17 protein-coding genes and 1 pseudogene are annotated in these 16,068 nt (G+C 63.5%); 10 read left to right on the top strand and 8 right to left on the bottom strand.

Annotated features, from left to right (window positions below; all coding sequences use genetic code 11):
* Window positions 1-9 precede the first annotated feature (9 nt).
* Genes menE through FR699_RS03105 form a run of 3 tightly spaced genes read left to right on the top strand, consistent with a single transcriptional unit; the run spans window position 10 to window position 2,661 of the window.
* On the top strand, window positions 10-1,506 hold the full coding sequence (gene menE, locus FR699_RS03115; protein WP_158853935.1) for an o-succinylbenzoate--CoA ligase: 1,497 nt from the start codon (window positions 10-12) through the stop codon (window positions 1,504-1,506).
* A 41-nt stretch (window positions 1,507-1,547) separates the two neighbouring features.
* Window positions 1,548-2,288: an NRDE family protein gene (locus tag FR699_RS03110; protein WP_154551830.1), complete on the top strand. Its 741-nt coding sequence runs from the start codon at window positions 1,548-1,550 to the stop codon at window positions 2,286-2,288.
* A gap of 25 nt (window positions 2,289-2,313) precedes the next feature.
* A complete protein-coding gene (locus FR699_RS03105) occupies window positions 2,314-2,661 on the top strand; it encodes a MarR family transcriptional regulator (RefSeq protein WP_154551831.1) in 348 nt (115 codons plus the stop codon).
* A 68-nt stretch (window positions 2,662-2,729) separates the two neighbouring features.
* Here FR699_RS03105 and FR699_RS03100 read toward each other — a convergent pair whose 3' ends face one another.
* The 5 genes from FR699_RS03100 to FR699_RS03080 all read right to left on the bottom strand — a co-directional run bounded on the left by FR699_RS03100 (window position 2,730) and on the right by FR699_RS03080 (window position 6,632).
* Window positions 2,730-3,884 (bottom strand): outer membrane lipoprotein carrier protein LolA, encoded by a 1,155-nt coding sequence (locus FR699_RS03100; RefSeq protein ID WP_233263363.1) that lies wholly within the window; start codon window positions 3,882-3,884, stop codon window positions 2,730-2,732.
* A 104-nt stretch (window positions 3,885-3,988) separates the two neighbouring features.
* On the bottom strand, window positions 3,989-4,393 hold the full coding sequence (locus tag FR699_RS03095; protein WP_154551833.1) for a hypothetical protein: 405 nt from the start codon (window positions 4,391-4,393) through the stop codon (window positions 3,989-3,991).
* A 43-nt stretch (window positions 4,394-4,436) separates the two neighbouring features.
* Window positions 4,437-4,766: a hypothetical protein gene (locus FR699_RS03090; protein WP_158853929.1), complete on the bottom strand. Its 330-nt coding sequence runs from the start codon at window positions 4,764-4,766 to the stop codon at window positions 4,437-4,439.
* Window positions 4,763-5,749, bottom strand: a complete 987-nt coding sequence (locus FR699_RS03085) for a hypothetical protein (RefSeq protein WP_158853926.1) — start codon at window positions 5,747-5,749, stop codon at window positions 4,763-4,765. Before FR699_RS03085 ends, FR699_RS03090 begins: the two co-directional genes overlap by 4 nt.
* An 85-nt stretch (window positions 5,750-5,834) precedes the next feature.
* Entirely contained in the window at window positions 5,835-6,632 is a 798-nt protein-coding gene (locus FR699_RS03080) for a DUF2797 domain-containing protein (RefSeq protein ID WP_199268278.1), read from the bottom strand.
* 76 nt (window positions 6,633-6,708) lie between these two features.
* Between FR699_RS03080 and FR699_RS03075 the strand changes: the two genes are divergently transcribed.
* The 7 genes from FR699_RS03075 to dnaJ all read left to right on the top strand — a co-directional run bounded on the left by FR699_RS03075 (window position 6,709) and on the right by dnaJ (window position 12,266).
* Window positions 6,709-7,437, top strand: coding sequence for a DsbA family protein (locus tag FR699_RS03075; protein ID WP_158853923.1), 729 nt, complete (start codon window positions 6,709-6,711; stop codon window positions 7,435-7,437).
* 14 nt (window positions 7,438-7,451) lie between these two features.
* Window positions 7,452-8,009 (top strand): tRNA (cytidine(56)-2'-O)-methyltransferase, encoded by a 558-nt coding sequence (locus FR699_RS03070; protein ID WP_154551837.1) that lies wholly within the window; start codon window positions 7,452-7,454, stop codon window positions 8,007-8,009.
* Between the two features lie 81 nt (window positions 8,010-8,090).
* A complete protein-coding gene (locus tag FR699_RS03065; protein ID WP_154551838.1) occupies window positions 8,091-8,615 on the top strand; it encodes a transcription factor in 525 nt (174 codons plus the stop codon).
* A complete protein-coding gene (locus tag FR699_RS03060) occupies window positions 8,615-9,301 on the top strand; it encodes a DUF2110 family protein (RefSeq protein ID WP_154551839.1) in 687 nt (228 codons plus the stop codon). Before FR699_RS03065 ends, FR699_RS03060 begins: the two co-directional genes overlap by 1 nt.
* A complete protein-coding gene (locus FR699_RS03055) occupies window positions 9,298-10,056 on the top strand; it encodes a DUF5803 family protein (RefSeq protein WP_158853920.1) in 759 nt (252 codons plus the stop codon). Before FR699_RS03060 ends, FR699_RS03055 begins: the two co-directional genes overlap by 4 nt.
* Before the next feature lie 60 nt (window positions 10,057-10,116).
* Complete coding sequence (locus FR699_RS03050; RefSeq protein ID WP_154551841.1) at window positions 10,117-10,815, top strand: molybdopterin-binding protein; 699 nt, start codon at window positions 10,117-10,119, stop codon at window positions 10,813-10,815.
* Between the two features lie 281 nt (window positions 10,816-11,096).
* A complete protein-coding gene (gene dnaJ, locus FR699_RS03045) occupies window positions 11,097-12,266 on the top strand; it encodes a molecular chaperone DnaJ (RefSeq protein WP_154551842.1) in 1,170 nt (389 codons plus the stop codon).
* Window positions 12,267-12,326: 60 nt separating this feature from the next.
* On the opposite strand, the gene FR699_RS03040 is transcribed toward dnaJ, so the two are convergent.
* The 3 genes and pseudogenes from FR699_RS03040 to epsC form a co-directional block, all read right to left on the bottom strand.
* Window positions 12,327-14,585 carry a beta-glucosidase gene (locus FR699_RS03040; protein WP_233263362.1) on the bottom strand — a complete coding sequence of 753 codons (2,259 nt, stop codon included), beginning with the start codon at window positions 14,583-14,585 and terminating at the stop codon, window positions 12,327-12,329.
* A 232-nt stretch (window positions 14,586-14,817) separates the two neighbouring features.
* Window positions 14,818-15,390: a DNA-3-methyladenine glycosylase gene (locus FR699_RS03035; RefSeq protein WP_154551843.1), complete on the bottom strand. Its 573-nt coding sequence runs from the start codon at window positions 15,388-15,390 to the stop codon at window positions 14,818-14,820.
* 26 nt (window positions 15,391-15,416) lie between these two features.
* Window positions 15,417-15,971, bottom strand: a pseudogene (gene epsC, locus FR699_RS03030) (serine O-acetyltransferase EpsC).
* Window positions 15,972-16,068: the final 97 nt, after the last annotated feature.

Below are 16,068 nucleotides of genomic sequence, written 5' to 3'. Positions count from 1 at the left end.
TTTTCCCCAATGCGAACACTCGACGCCTGGCCCCAGATCGATCCGCTGACCGCCAGAGCGAGTTCGACGCCCGACAGCACGGCGGTCGTCGAGGCGGAAACGGGGGCTAGCTGGACGTACGAAGCGCTATTCGACGAGGCCGATCGACTCGCCGGGCGTCTCCAGGCGGCCTGTGATGGACGCCCCCAGCGAGTCGGAATCGCTATGGAGACGAGCATCGACTTCGTCCGGGCGACCCACGCTGCCTGGCGACTGGGAGCAGCGGTCGTCCCACTCGACGTCCGCGAGCCGACCGACCAACTAGAAACGCTCGCCACCAAAGCCGAGGTCGATGTCATCCTCTGTACCGAACAGACGGCAGGGCCAGTCAGCGATCTCGGCGACCGGGCGCTGTTCAGCGTCGACACGTCCCCCACCGAGACAGTGCCGACGCTACCCTCGGCGACCGGCGGCATCACACCCAGAGCCCGGTACCCATCAGAGACACATCTCGTGATGTTTACCTCCGGATCGACAGGTGAGCCGGCGGGCGTGCAACTGACGTTGACGAATCTGTTTGCGAGTGCGATTGCATCTGCATTCCGACTCGGGGTCACCCGTTCCGACCGCTGGCTGGTCTCGATTCCGATGGCACACATGGGCGGCTTTGCGCCCCTCGTCAGGTCGACGCTCTACGGCACGACAGTGATCCTCCAACAGGATTTCGAACCGGCCCGGGCCGCCGCGGCGATGGCTGACTACGACGTGACCGGGGTTTCGTTTGTCCCGACGATGTTATCACGCCTCCTCGATGCTGGCTGGGACCGGCCGGACGCGCTTCGGTTCGTGTTGCTGGGCGGCGCATCTGCATCCCGGGATCTCATCGACCGCTGTCAGCGAGAGAACGTTCCCGTCTACCCGACCTACGGCATGACCGAAACGGCCTCACAGGTCGCCACCGCGACCCCAAGCCAGGCCTTCGACAACCCGGGGACGGTCGGTCAGCCACTCCTCTTTACGCAGGTGGCCGTCATCGACGACGGGGAGTCAGTCCCACCCGGAGAGACCGGCGAGATCGTCATCGAGGGGCCGACAGTCACACCGGGGTACCTCGACGAGGAGGAAACCGAGGCGGTGTTCGATCAGCGGGGCCTACATACCGGCGACCTGGGCTATCGCGACGCCGACGGCCGCTTGTACGTTGTCGGACGGCAAGACGATCGCATCGTCACCGGCGGTGAAAACGTCGAGCCAGGAGAGGTCGTCGACGCGATCGAGTCGTGCCCTGACGTCGCAGAGGCCGTGGTCGTCGGAGTCCCGGACGACGACTGGGGCGAGCGCGTGGCCGCGCTGGTCGTGCCAAACGGGACCACAGAGCTGTCTGCCGAGCGGATCGAAGCGGCCTGTCGTGACGAGTTGGCGCCCTACAAAGTTCCCAAGTCGATCGAGATTGGTGAGTCTATCCCGCGAACGGTCTCGGGAACCGTCGACCGGGCAGCCGTCATCGAAACCATACAGAACAGCTGAATGGCCGAGAGTTTAGGCCGATCGCGTCCGAATTCGAATCCGTGTGTACTCTGATCCTGGCCTGGCAAGTCTTTGCCGACGTGCCAGTTGCAGTCGCCGCGAACCGCGACGAAGCCACTGATCGGCCCTCTCGGGCACCCACCGTCTGGAACAGCGACCCAGCGATCCTCGCACCGCGAGACGAGTCTGCAGGCGGGACGTGGATTGGATACAACGAGTGTGGCGTTCTCGTAGCGATTACGAACCGGTGGCTCGACGATCCGCCGGCAGCCGACCGTTCGCGTGGGCTGGTTGTCAGGGCAGCGCTCGACGCCGAGACCGCGCAGAAAGCGGCCAGAACAGTCGAGACCGCCGTCGATCGAACCAGCCACGCTGGGTTCAACCTCGTCGTCGCCGACGAGCAGGCGGCGCTACTGCTCGAATGGGACGGGACGCTCTCGGTCAGGTCTCTTGAACCCGGCGTCCACGTCGTCGTCAACGTCGGGGCCGACGGTCGCTATCGAATACCGACGTCTCGGTCGACCGTTGGGCCTGAACAGGCCGAAACGGCGACGCAGCTACGAACCACACTGCAACCAGGCCCCGGCGAGTCCGGTGACGATTGGCTCGATCGGGCAGCAAGGACCATCGCCGATCACGAGTACGGCGCCTGCGTGCACGGAGACGGCTTTGGTACCCAGTCGTCGTCACTGGTTCGGTTCGGTGACGACGACCGGGCGTACTGGTATGCCGATGGCCCACCCTGCGAGACCGAGTACGAACGCGTCGAAGGTCAAGTTTAAGCGGCAACCTGCCCGAAGTGATTGTATGAGCGCCGAGTCGGAGCCGGATCTCTCGGAGGACGAACGCCGGGGCCTCGAACTCGTCCGAGAGTCGGGCGGCATCCATCAGAGTGACTTCTGGAAAGAACTGGACGTGAGTTCACGCAAGGGATCGCGCATCGTCGACTCCCTGGCCGAACAAGACCTCATCAATCGTGATGAGGCCGTCTACGAGGGGCACAACACGTACCTGCTGACACCGACTGCGAAAGATCTCGATTTCTCGTTGCTGATGGCCGGCGACATGCTCTCGCCGTTCGTCGGCGACGAGGAAGTCAACGTGCACAGCGACCAGTTCACGCAGTGGTTGATGAACCTCGCCTACGAAGAGTAACCGTCGACCCGCAACTGGGAGTAAACAAGCAATCAGCTATCGGGAGCGGCATCTCTTCGAATCGCCGATCAGCGGCACGCGACTGACCGGGCGATCTCGATCAACGGAGCCGCAGAGAGGCCAGTTGCAGCGACGGAGTAGCGAGCGTCCGCACACGTCCAAGAGATGCGGAGTTCGGTACCGATATTCCGAAGGGTTGCGGTTTCCGATCCGAGAGTTACGTTCCGGCCCTCCGTACGGGGCTGGTACCAGGTGAGGTTGCTCTTCGAGACGGCCACGGTCGCCGTCTCGTTTGCGTAGCGCAGGCCGATACTCCGGACGTTCCCGACTGTTCGAGTCGCCTCGCGAAGGTCGAACGAATCCGGGAGCGTCGGCTCCGGAACGGAGTAGTTTGCGACAGCCTGTAGCTGTGCGATATCGACGAAGTGGCTCTGTGTCGGCGACTCATCCGTTTTGATAGTCGCCTCCGCCGGCGGATCGAATTGGAACCGCTCGGACGACAGTCCGGGATTAAACGTAACGTTCTCGTAGTTGACCGTTATCGTGACAGGTGTCCCATCACGGTTGTACGTAGTCGTTCGTTTCAGCGGCACGTACCACTCTTGGTCGAGCCAGACACGCTGTGAGAAGTCCGAGACGACCCCGGTCGCGTTCGTCGTCGACCGAAGGGAGAGGACGTACGTCTCCCGGCCAGCGACAGTCGCCGTACCATTGTACGCGACAGTGATTTGCCCGGCGATTCCGCTAGTGGTCCCATCACGCTCGCTGGCGACAGGGACGACGGGAAGTGGATCGACACTCCCTGCGGTCGCTGGGCCATCTGCCGCTCTCACGACGGCAAGGAGCCGGCTAATCCGATCGCCGCTCGACGAGTGGTCCGTCTGGGAAATATCGATCTGGATTGCCGTTTGGGCATCGTCGTCGTACAGCCAAAGCTCGGTCCCGTTTGCCACTTTCCGTTCAGGCCACTGCGGGTCGTCGTGGAGATCCTCGATGCGATACTGACCGGTACCTGGGCGTACCCAGACGCGTTCGACCGACTCACTCGTCGTGTTGCCCCGCTCGTAGACCGTCTTTCTGAGACCGACGAGCCCATCGAGGCTAGCCCGCTGTTCGTCGACGTCGTCGAACGCTGGGACGGCGTCGGGTGGCTCGGCAGCGACCCAGACGCCGACCGCGAGACTCGCGAGAAAGACCACGCTGACCACCGCAACGATCTGCACCGTGGGCCTCGAACGCAGTCGATCCATCCAACTGTGCGGGAAAACCATTGAGACGATGATAGGTGTTTCGGTCGCCCCACAACACGCCGGGATTCGATCCGAACTTACTGTTCGAGAGCGTCGGCGATCCGTTCGAGTTCGCGTCGCACGTCGTGAACTTCGTCACGAAGCTTTCGCATCTCGCGGGTGAGTTCCTCGTTGCCGCTGTCGCTTTCCTCGCCTTCGGGACCCATCTGTCCGGGACCGCGACCACCCGGTCCGCCCGGGCCGCCGCCCATCATCCCACTCATCATCTGGGCGAAGGGGTTGCCACCGCCACCCATTCCTGGGCCGCCACCCATGGCTTCTTCCATACGCTCGCGGCGATCCTCCATATCCCGATCCTCGCCCTCTTCGGCGCGTTCCTGTCGGATCTCCTCGACGCGCTCGCGGAACGATTGTTCCTCGTCGTCGCCGTTCTCAGCGTCTGTCGATGGCTCGCCGTGCTCGCTTTCGTTGTCGTCTGCCATGTGGCCGAGAAACGTCGCGCGGTGGAAAAGCGTTCCGAACAATTCAGGATTCGAATCGACGACGGACGAGTACAGAGAGCCCGATCGCGACCAGCCCGAGCACGACGAGGTTAAAGACCGCCCTGAAGATCGACTCGTATTCTCTGGCCACCCAGGTATCGATCGCGCCCATCGCGCTCGTGTACGCCCCAAAGACGGCGATGATACTGAGCAGTGCAAGGACCGCGACCGCGCCGAGTTCGAGATACTCGACGATCTTGCCAGCGCGATCATCAGTGACCGCCCGGCCAGGATCGTCGGCCGCGTCGCTGTCAGTCGCTCGCTCAGCTTCGCCGTCGGTGCCGTTGGATTCGCCTGTTGAGTCCGTTGTCATTGTCGACCTCCTAACCGCGAGACGAGACCGATCCCAGCGAGGGCAAGCAGGGCAGAAATAACTCCCAGTCCAGGGCCGGATGTCGCCGTGGGACGCGTCGGGCCGTCCGTCTCGCCCACGTCCTCGGCCTCCGTGAAGTCCTCGGCCTCGAAAGGCACGCTCTCGAAGGTGGTATCGGCCTCGATCTCTCTATCCGGGTCCAGATCCGCGATCGAAGACGCGGAACTGACGATCACGCCGTCGTGTTTCAAGATTGCATCCAGATGATACCCGTAGCCGCTGGGGACTGTCAACTGTGCGTCCGGCGCGACAGCCTGTCCGGAGTCGAGTCGATCGACGTCGATCGTCGTCCGGTCCGCGACGACATTCGAGTCAGACTGCCGAGCGACCAACTCCAGCGTCGCGCCCTCGGCAGGGTCGACACCCGCATTCCAGAGGTGTGTCCGGACGGCCAGGGTGGCCTGCTCGTCTCCAGCCGCTTCGATCGTATAGTCGATAGTCGGGATCGCCGTCTCGAAACGCTTGAATTCGATCGTCGTCGGGGAGAGTCCGGCGACGCCGTGGATCGAGCCGCGTTCGACATCGATTCGTTCCCCATCGCTGTAGAGAATCGCCACGAGATCGTAGCCACCCTCGCGAGCAACCGTCAGATTCGTCCTCGACCGGTGTTCGCGATCGCCGGCGATCTCGGCGACTTGGGTCGACGTTTCGGCGGCGACCAGCCCGGACTCGGCATCGACGGCCCGAATCGTGAGCGAGACGTTGTCGGCTGGCCCACCCCGATGATCGAGGGCCACCCCAAACTGAACGGTCACGGCGTTGCCGGTCACTGACCCCGGAGCGACAGTCACCTCGTCGATATCGAGATGACTGGGCGCGTCAGTGTCGTGTGTGGCAACGGCACCCGGGACGAGGAGGAACGTGGCCACAGCGAGGACACACAGGAGCGCGGTCGCGGCAGCGAGATACCCTTCGCGTCGCATACTGTCTGGCGCGTCGGTGACTGCTAAGTGTTTTTTGGTATGGATTTACATAATTGTATTATGTGATGAATTCACTCGACAACTCTCAGTCGAACGACCCGAGACTCGCCTGGACCTCCCGGTCCGGTTCCGTCGAAGTGACCTCATAGCCCACGAGATCGCGCATGTCGACGGCGTAGACGGTGCCGTGGCGTTGAAGGACAAGCACTCGCCCCTTCGTCCCACGAACGGAGCCCGTCAACAGCGTCTCCGCGATGGGTTGGCCTGTCAGTTCCAGGCCGTAATCGAAGGCGAATTGCTCGCGGACGTCGAAATCAGCCAGAAGCCGCTCCCAGGCATCCCGATCGACGCTGCGATGGAGCCCAGCTCGCTTGCGATCGACGCGAACGCGATCGCCGACTGTCTCGGCGATCTCTGCTTCGATCTGGCGGGCGATCCGGCCGTTCTCGACGGTCCGAACGTGTGCCGCCCGATCGGCCCCCTGCTCGCGAAGCCGGGTGTCCAGCCGCCAGGATCGCGTCACACCGACTTTGAAGATGTCGGGGGCAAAGGCCGCCAGATAGATCGCGTGTTCCTCGCGGCAACTCTCGCGTGGGAGGTCACAGTCACCCCGACAGCGGGCACAGGGCCAGCGATCGGTGTGTTGTGGACAGGATGGCGCTTCTGGCGCGTTGCAAGCCAGGTGACGACCGTCGTCGATCGTCCCAGCACAGTGGCGGGCCTCAAGCGTGTAGGTCACCTCCGTTCCGGGAGTGAGCCCTTCGCGATCGATCTGGCCGTCTCGGGCGAGCAACAGCGCTGGGTCGGATTCGCCAGCGCGGGTACTGTAGCCGACAATCTGCACGGGCGGGTCTTCGATCGAGAGGATCTTTACCGTTAGCATCGTCCGGGACCCCGGGTCGGGGCGCTGTCAGCGTCGGAACCGACGGTTTATGAACGTCGACCCGCCAACACCCTTCATGGATGATAATAGACAGACGACGGCGCTGACGCGGCGCCGATTGCTGGCTGCCGGATCGGTCGCGGCCGTCTCCGGGGTTGCGGGGTGTAGCTCGGGAGAGACAACGACGAGTAGCGTCTCACCCTCGGCCATCGGCACGTTGACCGAGACAGCGAGCCAGAACGGGTTCCCGGAGACAGCCGTCGAACTCGACGGCGACCGTCGGACGCCGATCATTGGCGATCTAGACGCCGACATAACGGTCCGGGTGTTCGAGAACTACCAATGTGGGCACTGTGCCAGATACTCGCTGAACCACTTTCCGGCCATTCGCGAGGAATATATCGAAACTGGAACGATACGATATGCCATGCACGACCTGCCGTTTTCCAGAGACGGGTGGGAAGCGTCCAGACGCGCTCCACACGCCGCCCGGGCCGTCTGGGAGGACGCAGGCCACACTGCCTTCTGGGAGTACTCTCAGAAGTTGTTCGCCAACCAGGACACACTGGGACCAGAGACGTACGCACGGTTGGCCAAACAGGTCGGTGCCGACCCGGACGACGCCCGAAGTGCCGCGGCCAACCGCCGCTACGAAGCGGCAGTGAGCGCGGACGTCGCCTTCGCCGAGGAACTCGGCGTGGACGCGACGCCGACGGCCTTCGTTGTGGACACAGTGACGGACGGATACGACTTCGAGACGGTTTCGGCGGCAATCGAGGACGCCAAACCCGAGGCCAACGCCTGACCAGGTGAGTAGCGATGCACGAGTACGCTGAAGTCGCCGTGTTACGCCTCGGACATCGACCGGGCCGGGACGAACGGACGACCACGCACGTCGGGTTGACGGCCCGTGCCCTGGGTGCGGACCGACTCATCCTCGAAGACGTCGCAGAAGGCCGCCGAGGGACAGTCGAGGATATCACCGACCGTTTTGGTGGCCCCTTCGAGGTGACGGTAACGGACGGGCCACTCGGCCAGATCCGCGCCTGGGATGGGGCGATTGCCCACCTTACGATGTACGGCGAGCCAGTCCAAGCCGTCGGCGAAGAGATCCAGGCCCGGCATCGTCAGGAGCCACTGCTGGTCGTCGTCGGGGCCGAGAAGGTCCCCTTCGAGGTCTACGAACACGCCGACTGGAACGTGGGCGTGACCAACCAGCCCCACTCCGAGATCGCCGCGCTCGCAGTATTTCTCGATCGGCTCTTCGACGGGGCCGAACTCGATCGCGACTTCGAGAACGCAACACAACGTGTCGTCCCACAGGAGACGGGCAAGCGCGTCGTCGACGGTGACGATGCCGATGCCGCCGAAGACTGACGGCGGCCGCCGAGTGCTGCCCGGCGGTCCCCCGAGCATCGTTCGGTGAATTTAAACGACTCACCGCCCCAAAGGTAGATAATGGCTTTTGAGGAATACCTCGAGGACCCCGTCATCCAGAAATACCTCCACGAACTGGTGGGACCGAAAGGCATGCCCGTCGCCGCTGCGCCGCCGGATGGCGAGGTGACCGACGAGGAACTCGCCGAGGAACTCGGGTTGGAACTCAACGACGTCCGCCGGGCGCTGTTCATTCTCTACGAGAACGACCTGGCGAGTTATCGCCGGCTCCGTGACGAGGATTCGGGCTGGCTGACCTACCTCTGGACGTTCGAGTACGACAACATCCCCGAACAACTCGAAGGCGAAATGTACGAACTCTACGAGGGACTGGTCGATCGCCGCGAGTACGAACTCGATCACCAGTTCTACCTGTGTGAGACCTGTGGTATCCGCTTCGAGTTCGAGGAGGCGATGGACTTTGGCTTCGAGTGTCCCGACTGTGGGTCACAACTCGAGTCCATGGAGAACACGGCGCTGGTCGATGCGATGGACGACCGCATCGACGCGCTCGAAGACGAACTCAACATCGACGTCGACGCCTAATGGTCGTTCTCGCTACCAAGTGCTACGTCGACGGTGAGGCCCGCGAGCGAACGCTCGATTCCCTCGCATCGCTGCTGGCGGACGCCCTCGGTGAACTCGACGTCACGTACGATGTCGGCGTCCGCGACGACGACTTTCCCTCGGTGACGATCAGCGGCGATGACGCCACGGTCGCCCGGAACGTGCTGGCCGATCGCTGGGGGACAATCACCCCACACCTCGAAGCCGGTGATGAGTACGTGGGGACGCTCGAAGCCTGGGACGGCGAGGGGTTCGTCCTCGATGCCGGCCGGCAAGTTCGGATTCCGGCCGACTCTATTGGGCTCGGACAGGGAACTCCAGGACAGCTCCGGACGCGGTTCGGCCTCGTCCAGCACTTACCCATCGCGTTCGTCTACGAAGGCGACGCTGAGGACGGCACCGCAACAGGCCGGCTGGCGGACGGAGAGCGCGACCGCCTCTACGAGTGGACGCGAGGCGAGGGGCGTGTGAACGTCAACAGCGCGACGCGGGCGGAAGTGCGCGCGACGGTCAACCGCGCCGGTCACGCCGAAGATATCGTGACCGTCGAGCGACTGGGGCTGCTCGAACAGAGTATCGTCTGCCGGGAAGCGACAGATCCGCCGGGGTTACTCGCCAGTATCGGGCAGTATCTCCCATCAGAGCTACTAGCCGTCGTGCCATGACCGGGCGGCGACGTCTCGCACTCGCGGTTGCCGGTCTGTTCGCGCTGCTGGCGATTTCGGGGTGTCTTTCGCCAGTCAGCGACGCCGACCTGAAGGAGAATGCAACCTACAACTGGGAATCAAACGCCTCAGCGAGCTACACCCTGTATACGAACAACTACACGGCGGTACTGGACGTGAACAACCGCTCGTCGATCGAGTTGTTCCTCGAAGACGCCTTCGGCTCGAACCAGGCGTTGCCCATCTCCGCGTTGCAGTTTCGCTATCCGAACGGAACCGTCGTCAACAATACGGCCTTCTCGGTCGAGACAGGTCGATCGAAGGTGACGCTCGAACCGCCGGCACGAAACGGCACTGCGGCGTTTACGGTCGCGCGCTCGGGCCCTGATTTCCGGACGCCCGTCGTCGTGTCCGGGTCCCACGAGGTGCACCTGCCACCCGGACGAGCGATCTCCCTCCCGTTCATCTCGCGTGCCGTCCCCGGAAATTATACCACGCAAACGGTAGACGACCGCGTCGTCGTCAGGTGGGGATCGGTCGAACGGGAGACGATCCTCCTGTCGTTCTACCGGAATCGAGACGTGTTGCTGTTCGGTGGCTTGGCCGGGGTCGTGGTGGCGATCGGGCTGGTCGGTCTGGCGTACTATCGCCGGCAGATTTCGAGGCTCGAAGCCCAGCGGGAGCAACTGGGCCTCGACGTCGATACCGAGGACGACGATCCTCGTGATCGTGGCCCGCCCCCAGGGATGGGTTAGCCCGAGGGCACGTCCCGCCGAGTGCGTCACTGCTATGTCTATCAAGACCCGAGGACGCGTATGCGCGTCGCGCTGGTCACGATCGGCGACGAGTTGCTGGCCGGGGAGACGGTCAACACGAACGCCGCCTGGCTCGGCCGCCAGTTGGCCGACCGTGGCGTTCGGCTCGAACGGGTGACGGTCATTCACGACCGGATCGATGAAATCGCCACTGTTGTCGACGACTACCGCAGACGCTACGATGCCGTGATCACGACCGGGGGCGTCGGTCCGACCCACGACGACATGACGATGGACGCCGTGGCTGAAGCCTTCGATGTCGAACTCGAAGAGAGCCAGGACGCCCTCGAATGGATCGAGACTCACCACGGGTACGCCCGTGACGATCTCACGGAAGGAACCGCAAAGATCCCCGAGGGGGCGCGGATGATCCCGAACCACGAGGGGGTCGCCCCGGGGTGCGTGCTGGCGAACGTCTACGTCCTGCCGGGGGTGCCCGCAGAGATGAAAGCAATGTTTGGGGAAGTCAAGGCGGCGTTCACCGGCGAGACCATCCACGTCGAGACGATTCACGCGGCCGAGCCCGAGAGTGCACTCCTCGATCGTATCGAAGCGGTGGGCACACAATTCGACGTGACGATCGGGAGTTATCCCGGCGAGACTGTCCGACTCAAACTCTCCGGTTCGAATGCTGGGGAAGTCGAGGCGGCCGCAGCGTGGCTTCGCGAGCGCGTCGACCGCCCGGAAGCCAAAGAGTGACCGACACCGAGACTCAGCGTGCGAGGTGCAGCCACCAGGCCACCGCGAGGACGATACTGCCGATAGTCACGACGGCACCGGCCGCGTTGATCACTGCCGTGTTGACGCCGGCTGCCAGTGGAATGAGCATACGTCTTTGATCGGTGCCATCGGGCTTAAATCATCGTCCCGCAGAACGGAGTGGGGCCACCACAGTGTGGATGGTGGGAGAAGGCAGTTACTGGCGGCCGTCGTCGACCCGGGCTTTTGAAGTGTCTCAATCGCCTACCTCCCGATAACGAATGAGCGAGGATTTCTACGACGTACTGGGGGTCTCTCGGGACGCGGGCGAGGAGGAGATCCAGGAAGCCTATCGCGAGAAGGCACGCGAGTACCATCCCGACGTCAGCGACGATCCGGACGCCGAAGAGAAGTTCAAGCAGGTCAAAAAGGCAAAAGAGGTCCTGACCGACGACGAGAAACGGCAGGCCTACGATCGCCTGGGCCACGACCGCTTCGAGCAGGCCGAAAAGCGAGGTGGCTTCGACGACAGCGGCCGTGGCGGGGGCCGGGCCGGGCGGGGCGGACGCGCCGGCGGTAATCCCTTCGGCGGTGGCGGTCCCTTCGGCGACATGGGCGATATTTTCGACCAGTTCTTCGGTGGCGGTGGCCGCCAGCGGGCTGACCGCCCACAGCAGGGCCAGGATCTCAAGACCCGATTGGCGATCGACCTCGAGGAAGCCCACGAAGGGGTCGAAAAACAGTTCAGCGTCACGCGACCGGAGACGTGTTCGGACTGTGGCGGCAACGGGCACCCGCCGAGTGCGGACAGCCGGCAATGTCCCGAATGTGAGGGACGTGGCCAGGTGACCCGCGTCCAGCGGACGCCGATGGGCCGGGTCCAGCAGACGACGACCTGTCCGCGCTGTGACGGCGAAGGCTCACTTCACACCGAAACGTGCTCGACCTGTAACGGCGACGGCCAGGTTCGCAACGAAGCAACACTGTCCGTCGAGGTGCCGGCCGGAATCCAGACTGGCCAGACCCTCCGCATGGAACGGGAAGGCGCGCCCGGCGAGAACGGTGGCCCGAACGGCGATCTGCTGATCGAAATCGAGATCGACGACCACGACGAGTTCGAACGCGATGGCGCGGACCTGCACCACACGGCTCCGATCACGTTCCCACAGGCTGCACTCGGGGATACGATCGAAGTCCCGACCCTGGACGGGCCGGTCGAACTCGATGTCCCAGCAGGCACCCAAAGCGGCGAGACGTTCCGCCTGCAGGGCAAAGGCATGCCACGACTCCGCCGTCGCGGCCACGGCGACTTGCTCGTGACAGTGCAGGTCTATACGCCCGAATCACTCTCTGACGAACAGCGCGACGCACTCGAACAGTTCGCCGAAGCCAGCGGCGAAGAAATCGACGTCGAGCAGGGCTTTTTCGATCGGCTGAAAAGTTCGCTGTAACGGCGACGTCGGTGCCACGACGGCGACAAAATCCAATCTCCGAGCACAAACCAGCGAGACTTACTCGACAGTGATCGTCTCGGTGGCGACGATATTTCGTGAGGAGCGACCGACAGATACCGTGTACTCGCCATCGTCGACCGTCCAGGCCGCGCCGTCTTCGTCGTAGTAAGCGAAGTCCCGTTCCTCGATGGACAGCGTGATAGTCGTTTCTTCGCCAGCGGCGAGTTCGACCGACTCGAAGGCCGCGAGTTCCTTGGGCGGCCGTTCGACGGAGGGATCGTCCTGGCCGAGATACGCCTGGACGACCTCGTAGCCGTCCCGATCGCCGACGTTCTCGACGGTCACCTGGACGGTCGCTGTGGGGCCATCGCCCGACTCGACGGACACGTCCGTGTATTCGAAGTCGGTGTAACTCAGGCCGTGGCCGAACGGGAACAGCGGCTCGATATCCGCGTTGTCGAAGTGTCGGTAACCGACGAACACGCCTTCGGAGTACTCCGCCTCGAAGTCGATGCCGGGGTGTTGTCGGCGGGTGTTCACGGAGTAATCGCCGGGGCGCTCGCCGAACGTGACCGGCAGTCGACCCGAGGGCTCGGCGTCGCCGAATAGGATCGACGCGACGACGCGTCCGTCCTCTTGGCCGGGATACCAGGCCTCGACGATGGCCTCGACCTCGTCGGCCCAGGGCATTTCGACGGGGCCAGCCGTCCGCAGGACGACGACGGTTTCCTCGGCGACCTCGGCGACCGCCGAGACGAGTTCGTCCTGATTGTTGGGCAGCGAAAGCGGCCGGTCGAAGTCCTCGGTTGCGGCGTCTTGAACCACAACGACGGCGACATCTGCGTCCTCGGCGGCCTCGACGGCCGGGGCGACGGAGACGTCTGCTGGGTCGTCGTCGTCACCGAACACCGAATCGGCGACGGTCTCCGCGGAGAGATTCCAGACGGTGACATCCCGGTCGTCGCCACCCTGGACGGGCGGGCCACCGCGCTCGAAGGACACGTCGACGTCCCCATCGACGCGGTACTTGATGCCGTCGAGCGGACCGATCTTCGAAGAGGGATCGACCTCCGAACTCCCGCCGCCACCGACTTTCGGTTCGTCGGCGTGGGGACCGACCAGCGCCATCGAATCGAGGTCCTCGGTCGAGAGCGGTAAGACGTCGTCCTCGTTTTGCAGGAGGACAGTCCCGCGCTGGGCGATATGGCGGGATCGTTCGTGGTGGGCCGGGACGTCGATCTCGCCGTCGGGCTGTTCGCCCTCGAGCAGCCCGAACCGGTCCATCTGCCCGAGGATGCGGCGAACCTTCTCGTCGAGGACCGACTCGTCGACTCGACCGTCTTCGACCGCTTGCAAAAGATCGTCGTCGAACTTCTCGGAGCGATGGACGCGGCACTCGCTCGATTCCAGGCCGACGATCGAAGTGACCAGTTCCGTCGCGTCGTCCGGTGATAACCACTCGAACGTCGAGAGGGTGTCGATCGTTCGATAGAGGACGTTCGTCTCGGGAGCCATCTCAGGGAGCGTCGCGCCCGGCATATCGAGATCGAGTCCTGCCCTGGCAGCTGCGGGACCGTCCGTGGTCGCCCACCAGTCCGAGACGACAAAGCCATCGAACCCGAACTCGTCTTTGAGAATGTCAGTGAGGAGTCGCCGGTTCTCGGTTGCGTGTGTTCCGTTGACGTGATTGTAGGCAGCCATGATCGAGGCGACGTCGGCCTCTTCGACGACGGCCTCGAAGGCGCGCAGATACAGCTCCCGGAGCGCCCGGTCGCCGACGTTGGCGTTCATCTCCATCCGGGCCGTCTCCTGGTTGTTCGCCACGTAGTGTTTCGCACAGGCAGCGACATCGCCCGCCTGGATCCCCTCGACGGAGCCGACCGCGATCCGACTGTTCAGGTGCGGGTCTTCGGAGTAGTATTCGAAGAGTCGACCACACTGGGGCACCCGCACGATGTTGAACCCGGGGGCCAACAGGACATCCTGATCCAATGCACGCGCCTCGGCTGCCATCGTCTCGCCCATGTCCCGGGCGAGCTCCGGATCCCAGGCCGCTGCCAGGGCGATCGATGCGGGGAACCCCGTCGCCGGCGTCCCGTCGCCGGCACGGACGCCAAGCGGGCCGTCGATCAGCGACAGTGACGGAATGTCGAGTCGTTCGTTCGGCGGGACGTACCCCGTCGCGATCCCGTCCGGATCCACGTCTCCGTGGACGAGATCGATCTTCTCTTCGAGCGTCAGCCGATTCACCAGACCGTCGACTCGATCACTGGCCACGTCAGTGCCCGAGTCAGTCGTCATCTGTTCGGATGTCATGATAGATCCCTCAATCGTTGCTGGACCCCACGTCACGGGTACCCGTCGAACCGATCCCCGGCGGGTACCGAACGGCCGCGCCGGCCGGACGATACAACCTGTGACGGGCAGCCAATCTTCACGTGCAGGCCAGCCTCGATCCGACCGTCACCCGCTACCGTAATAACCGTTGCTGAAAAGATGCATCATATATTTCAACGAAGTGGAGAGCCTCGCCCGCAAGCAGGCTGGCTCAGTCGACGACCCGCCAGAGGTACAGCGACGCGATCGACCGATAGGGACGCCACGACTCGGCGTGGTCGACCATCTCTGTGCGGGTCATATCAGTGTCGTAGAGGGCCTGCATCCCGCGGCGGATGCCGAGGTCTTCGACCGGAAACACGTCCTCACGACCGAGGGCGTACAGCAAGAACATTTTGGCGGTCCACGGGCCGATGCCGGATATCTTGGTCAGTTCTTCGAGCACCTGCTCGTCGTCCATGGCGTCGAAAGAGGAGACCGAATAGTCGCGTTCGTCGAACACAGTGGCGACACGAGTGATGGTCTCGGCTTTCTGGCGGGACAGCCCCACATCGGCGAGGTCTGCGGCGGGGACGTGCTGTAAGTTCGTCGGGGTGACTTCGAAGTGGTCGAACAGCCGCTGACGAATCACCGAAGCTGATTCGATCGAGAGCTGTTGGCGAACGATCGAGACGACCAGTCGTGCAAAGCAGTTTTCGGCGGGTTCGACGGTCAATTCGCCGTGTTCGTCTATCAGCGATGCCAATCGGGGATCGGTCCGGAGGTGGTTGTATGCGTCAGTCATCGTGTGTCGGGGGTCGTCGAGACTCGTTAGTCGCCGTCGTTCCCGGCGACTGGGGCTGCCATCGGTGTCGTTCCGTTGATCGGTTCGGCAGGGACGCCAGCGACCGTCTCACCTGCGGGCACGTCGTCGATGATCGGCGCGCCTGCACCCACGGTAGCGTTTTCGCCGATCGTAACAGTGCCGATCAGTGTCGCATTGACGCCCACTGTCGTGCCGTCTTCGACTGTCGGATGGCGCTTGCTCCGCCGCATGGAGTTGCCGCCGAGCGTCTCGCCGTGATACATCATCACGTCGTCACCGATATCGGCCGTCTCACCGATGACGACACCCATGCCGTGGTGGATACACAGCCGGTCGCCGATGTCAGCAACCGGACGTATTTCGATGGCGGTCAGTAACCGACTCACCTAAGAGAGAAGACGGGCCGTGAGTCGATACCCACCCACCCAGCGGACATGCGCCAGGCGATACAGCCAGATTGCGTGCAGCCCTGGGTCAGTGAGAACTACCGCCAGTGTGGATTGGGCTGCCGGATCTTTTGCTTTCGCTGTGTGAACGTCCTCGCGAATGTGGACAATCATGGATCGGCCAAAGCGGGCCACCGTCCTACTGGTCGGGCAGCCATAGCCACCGGACGGACGGTTGACCGTGAATACGTCGACTAAGCGAGTTTCGTCT

The sequence above is a fragment of the Halorhabdus sp. CUG00001 genome (genome assembly GCF_009797925.1).
Taxonomy (GTDB): domain Archaea; phylum Halobacteriota; class Halobacteria; order Halobacteriales; family Haloarculaceae; genus Halorhabdus.
Note: the sequence above shows the minus strand (reverse complement) of the source record. Positions and strands in the feature narration are given on the sequence as shown.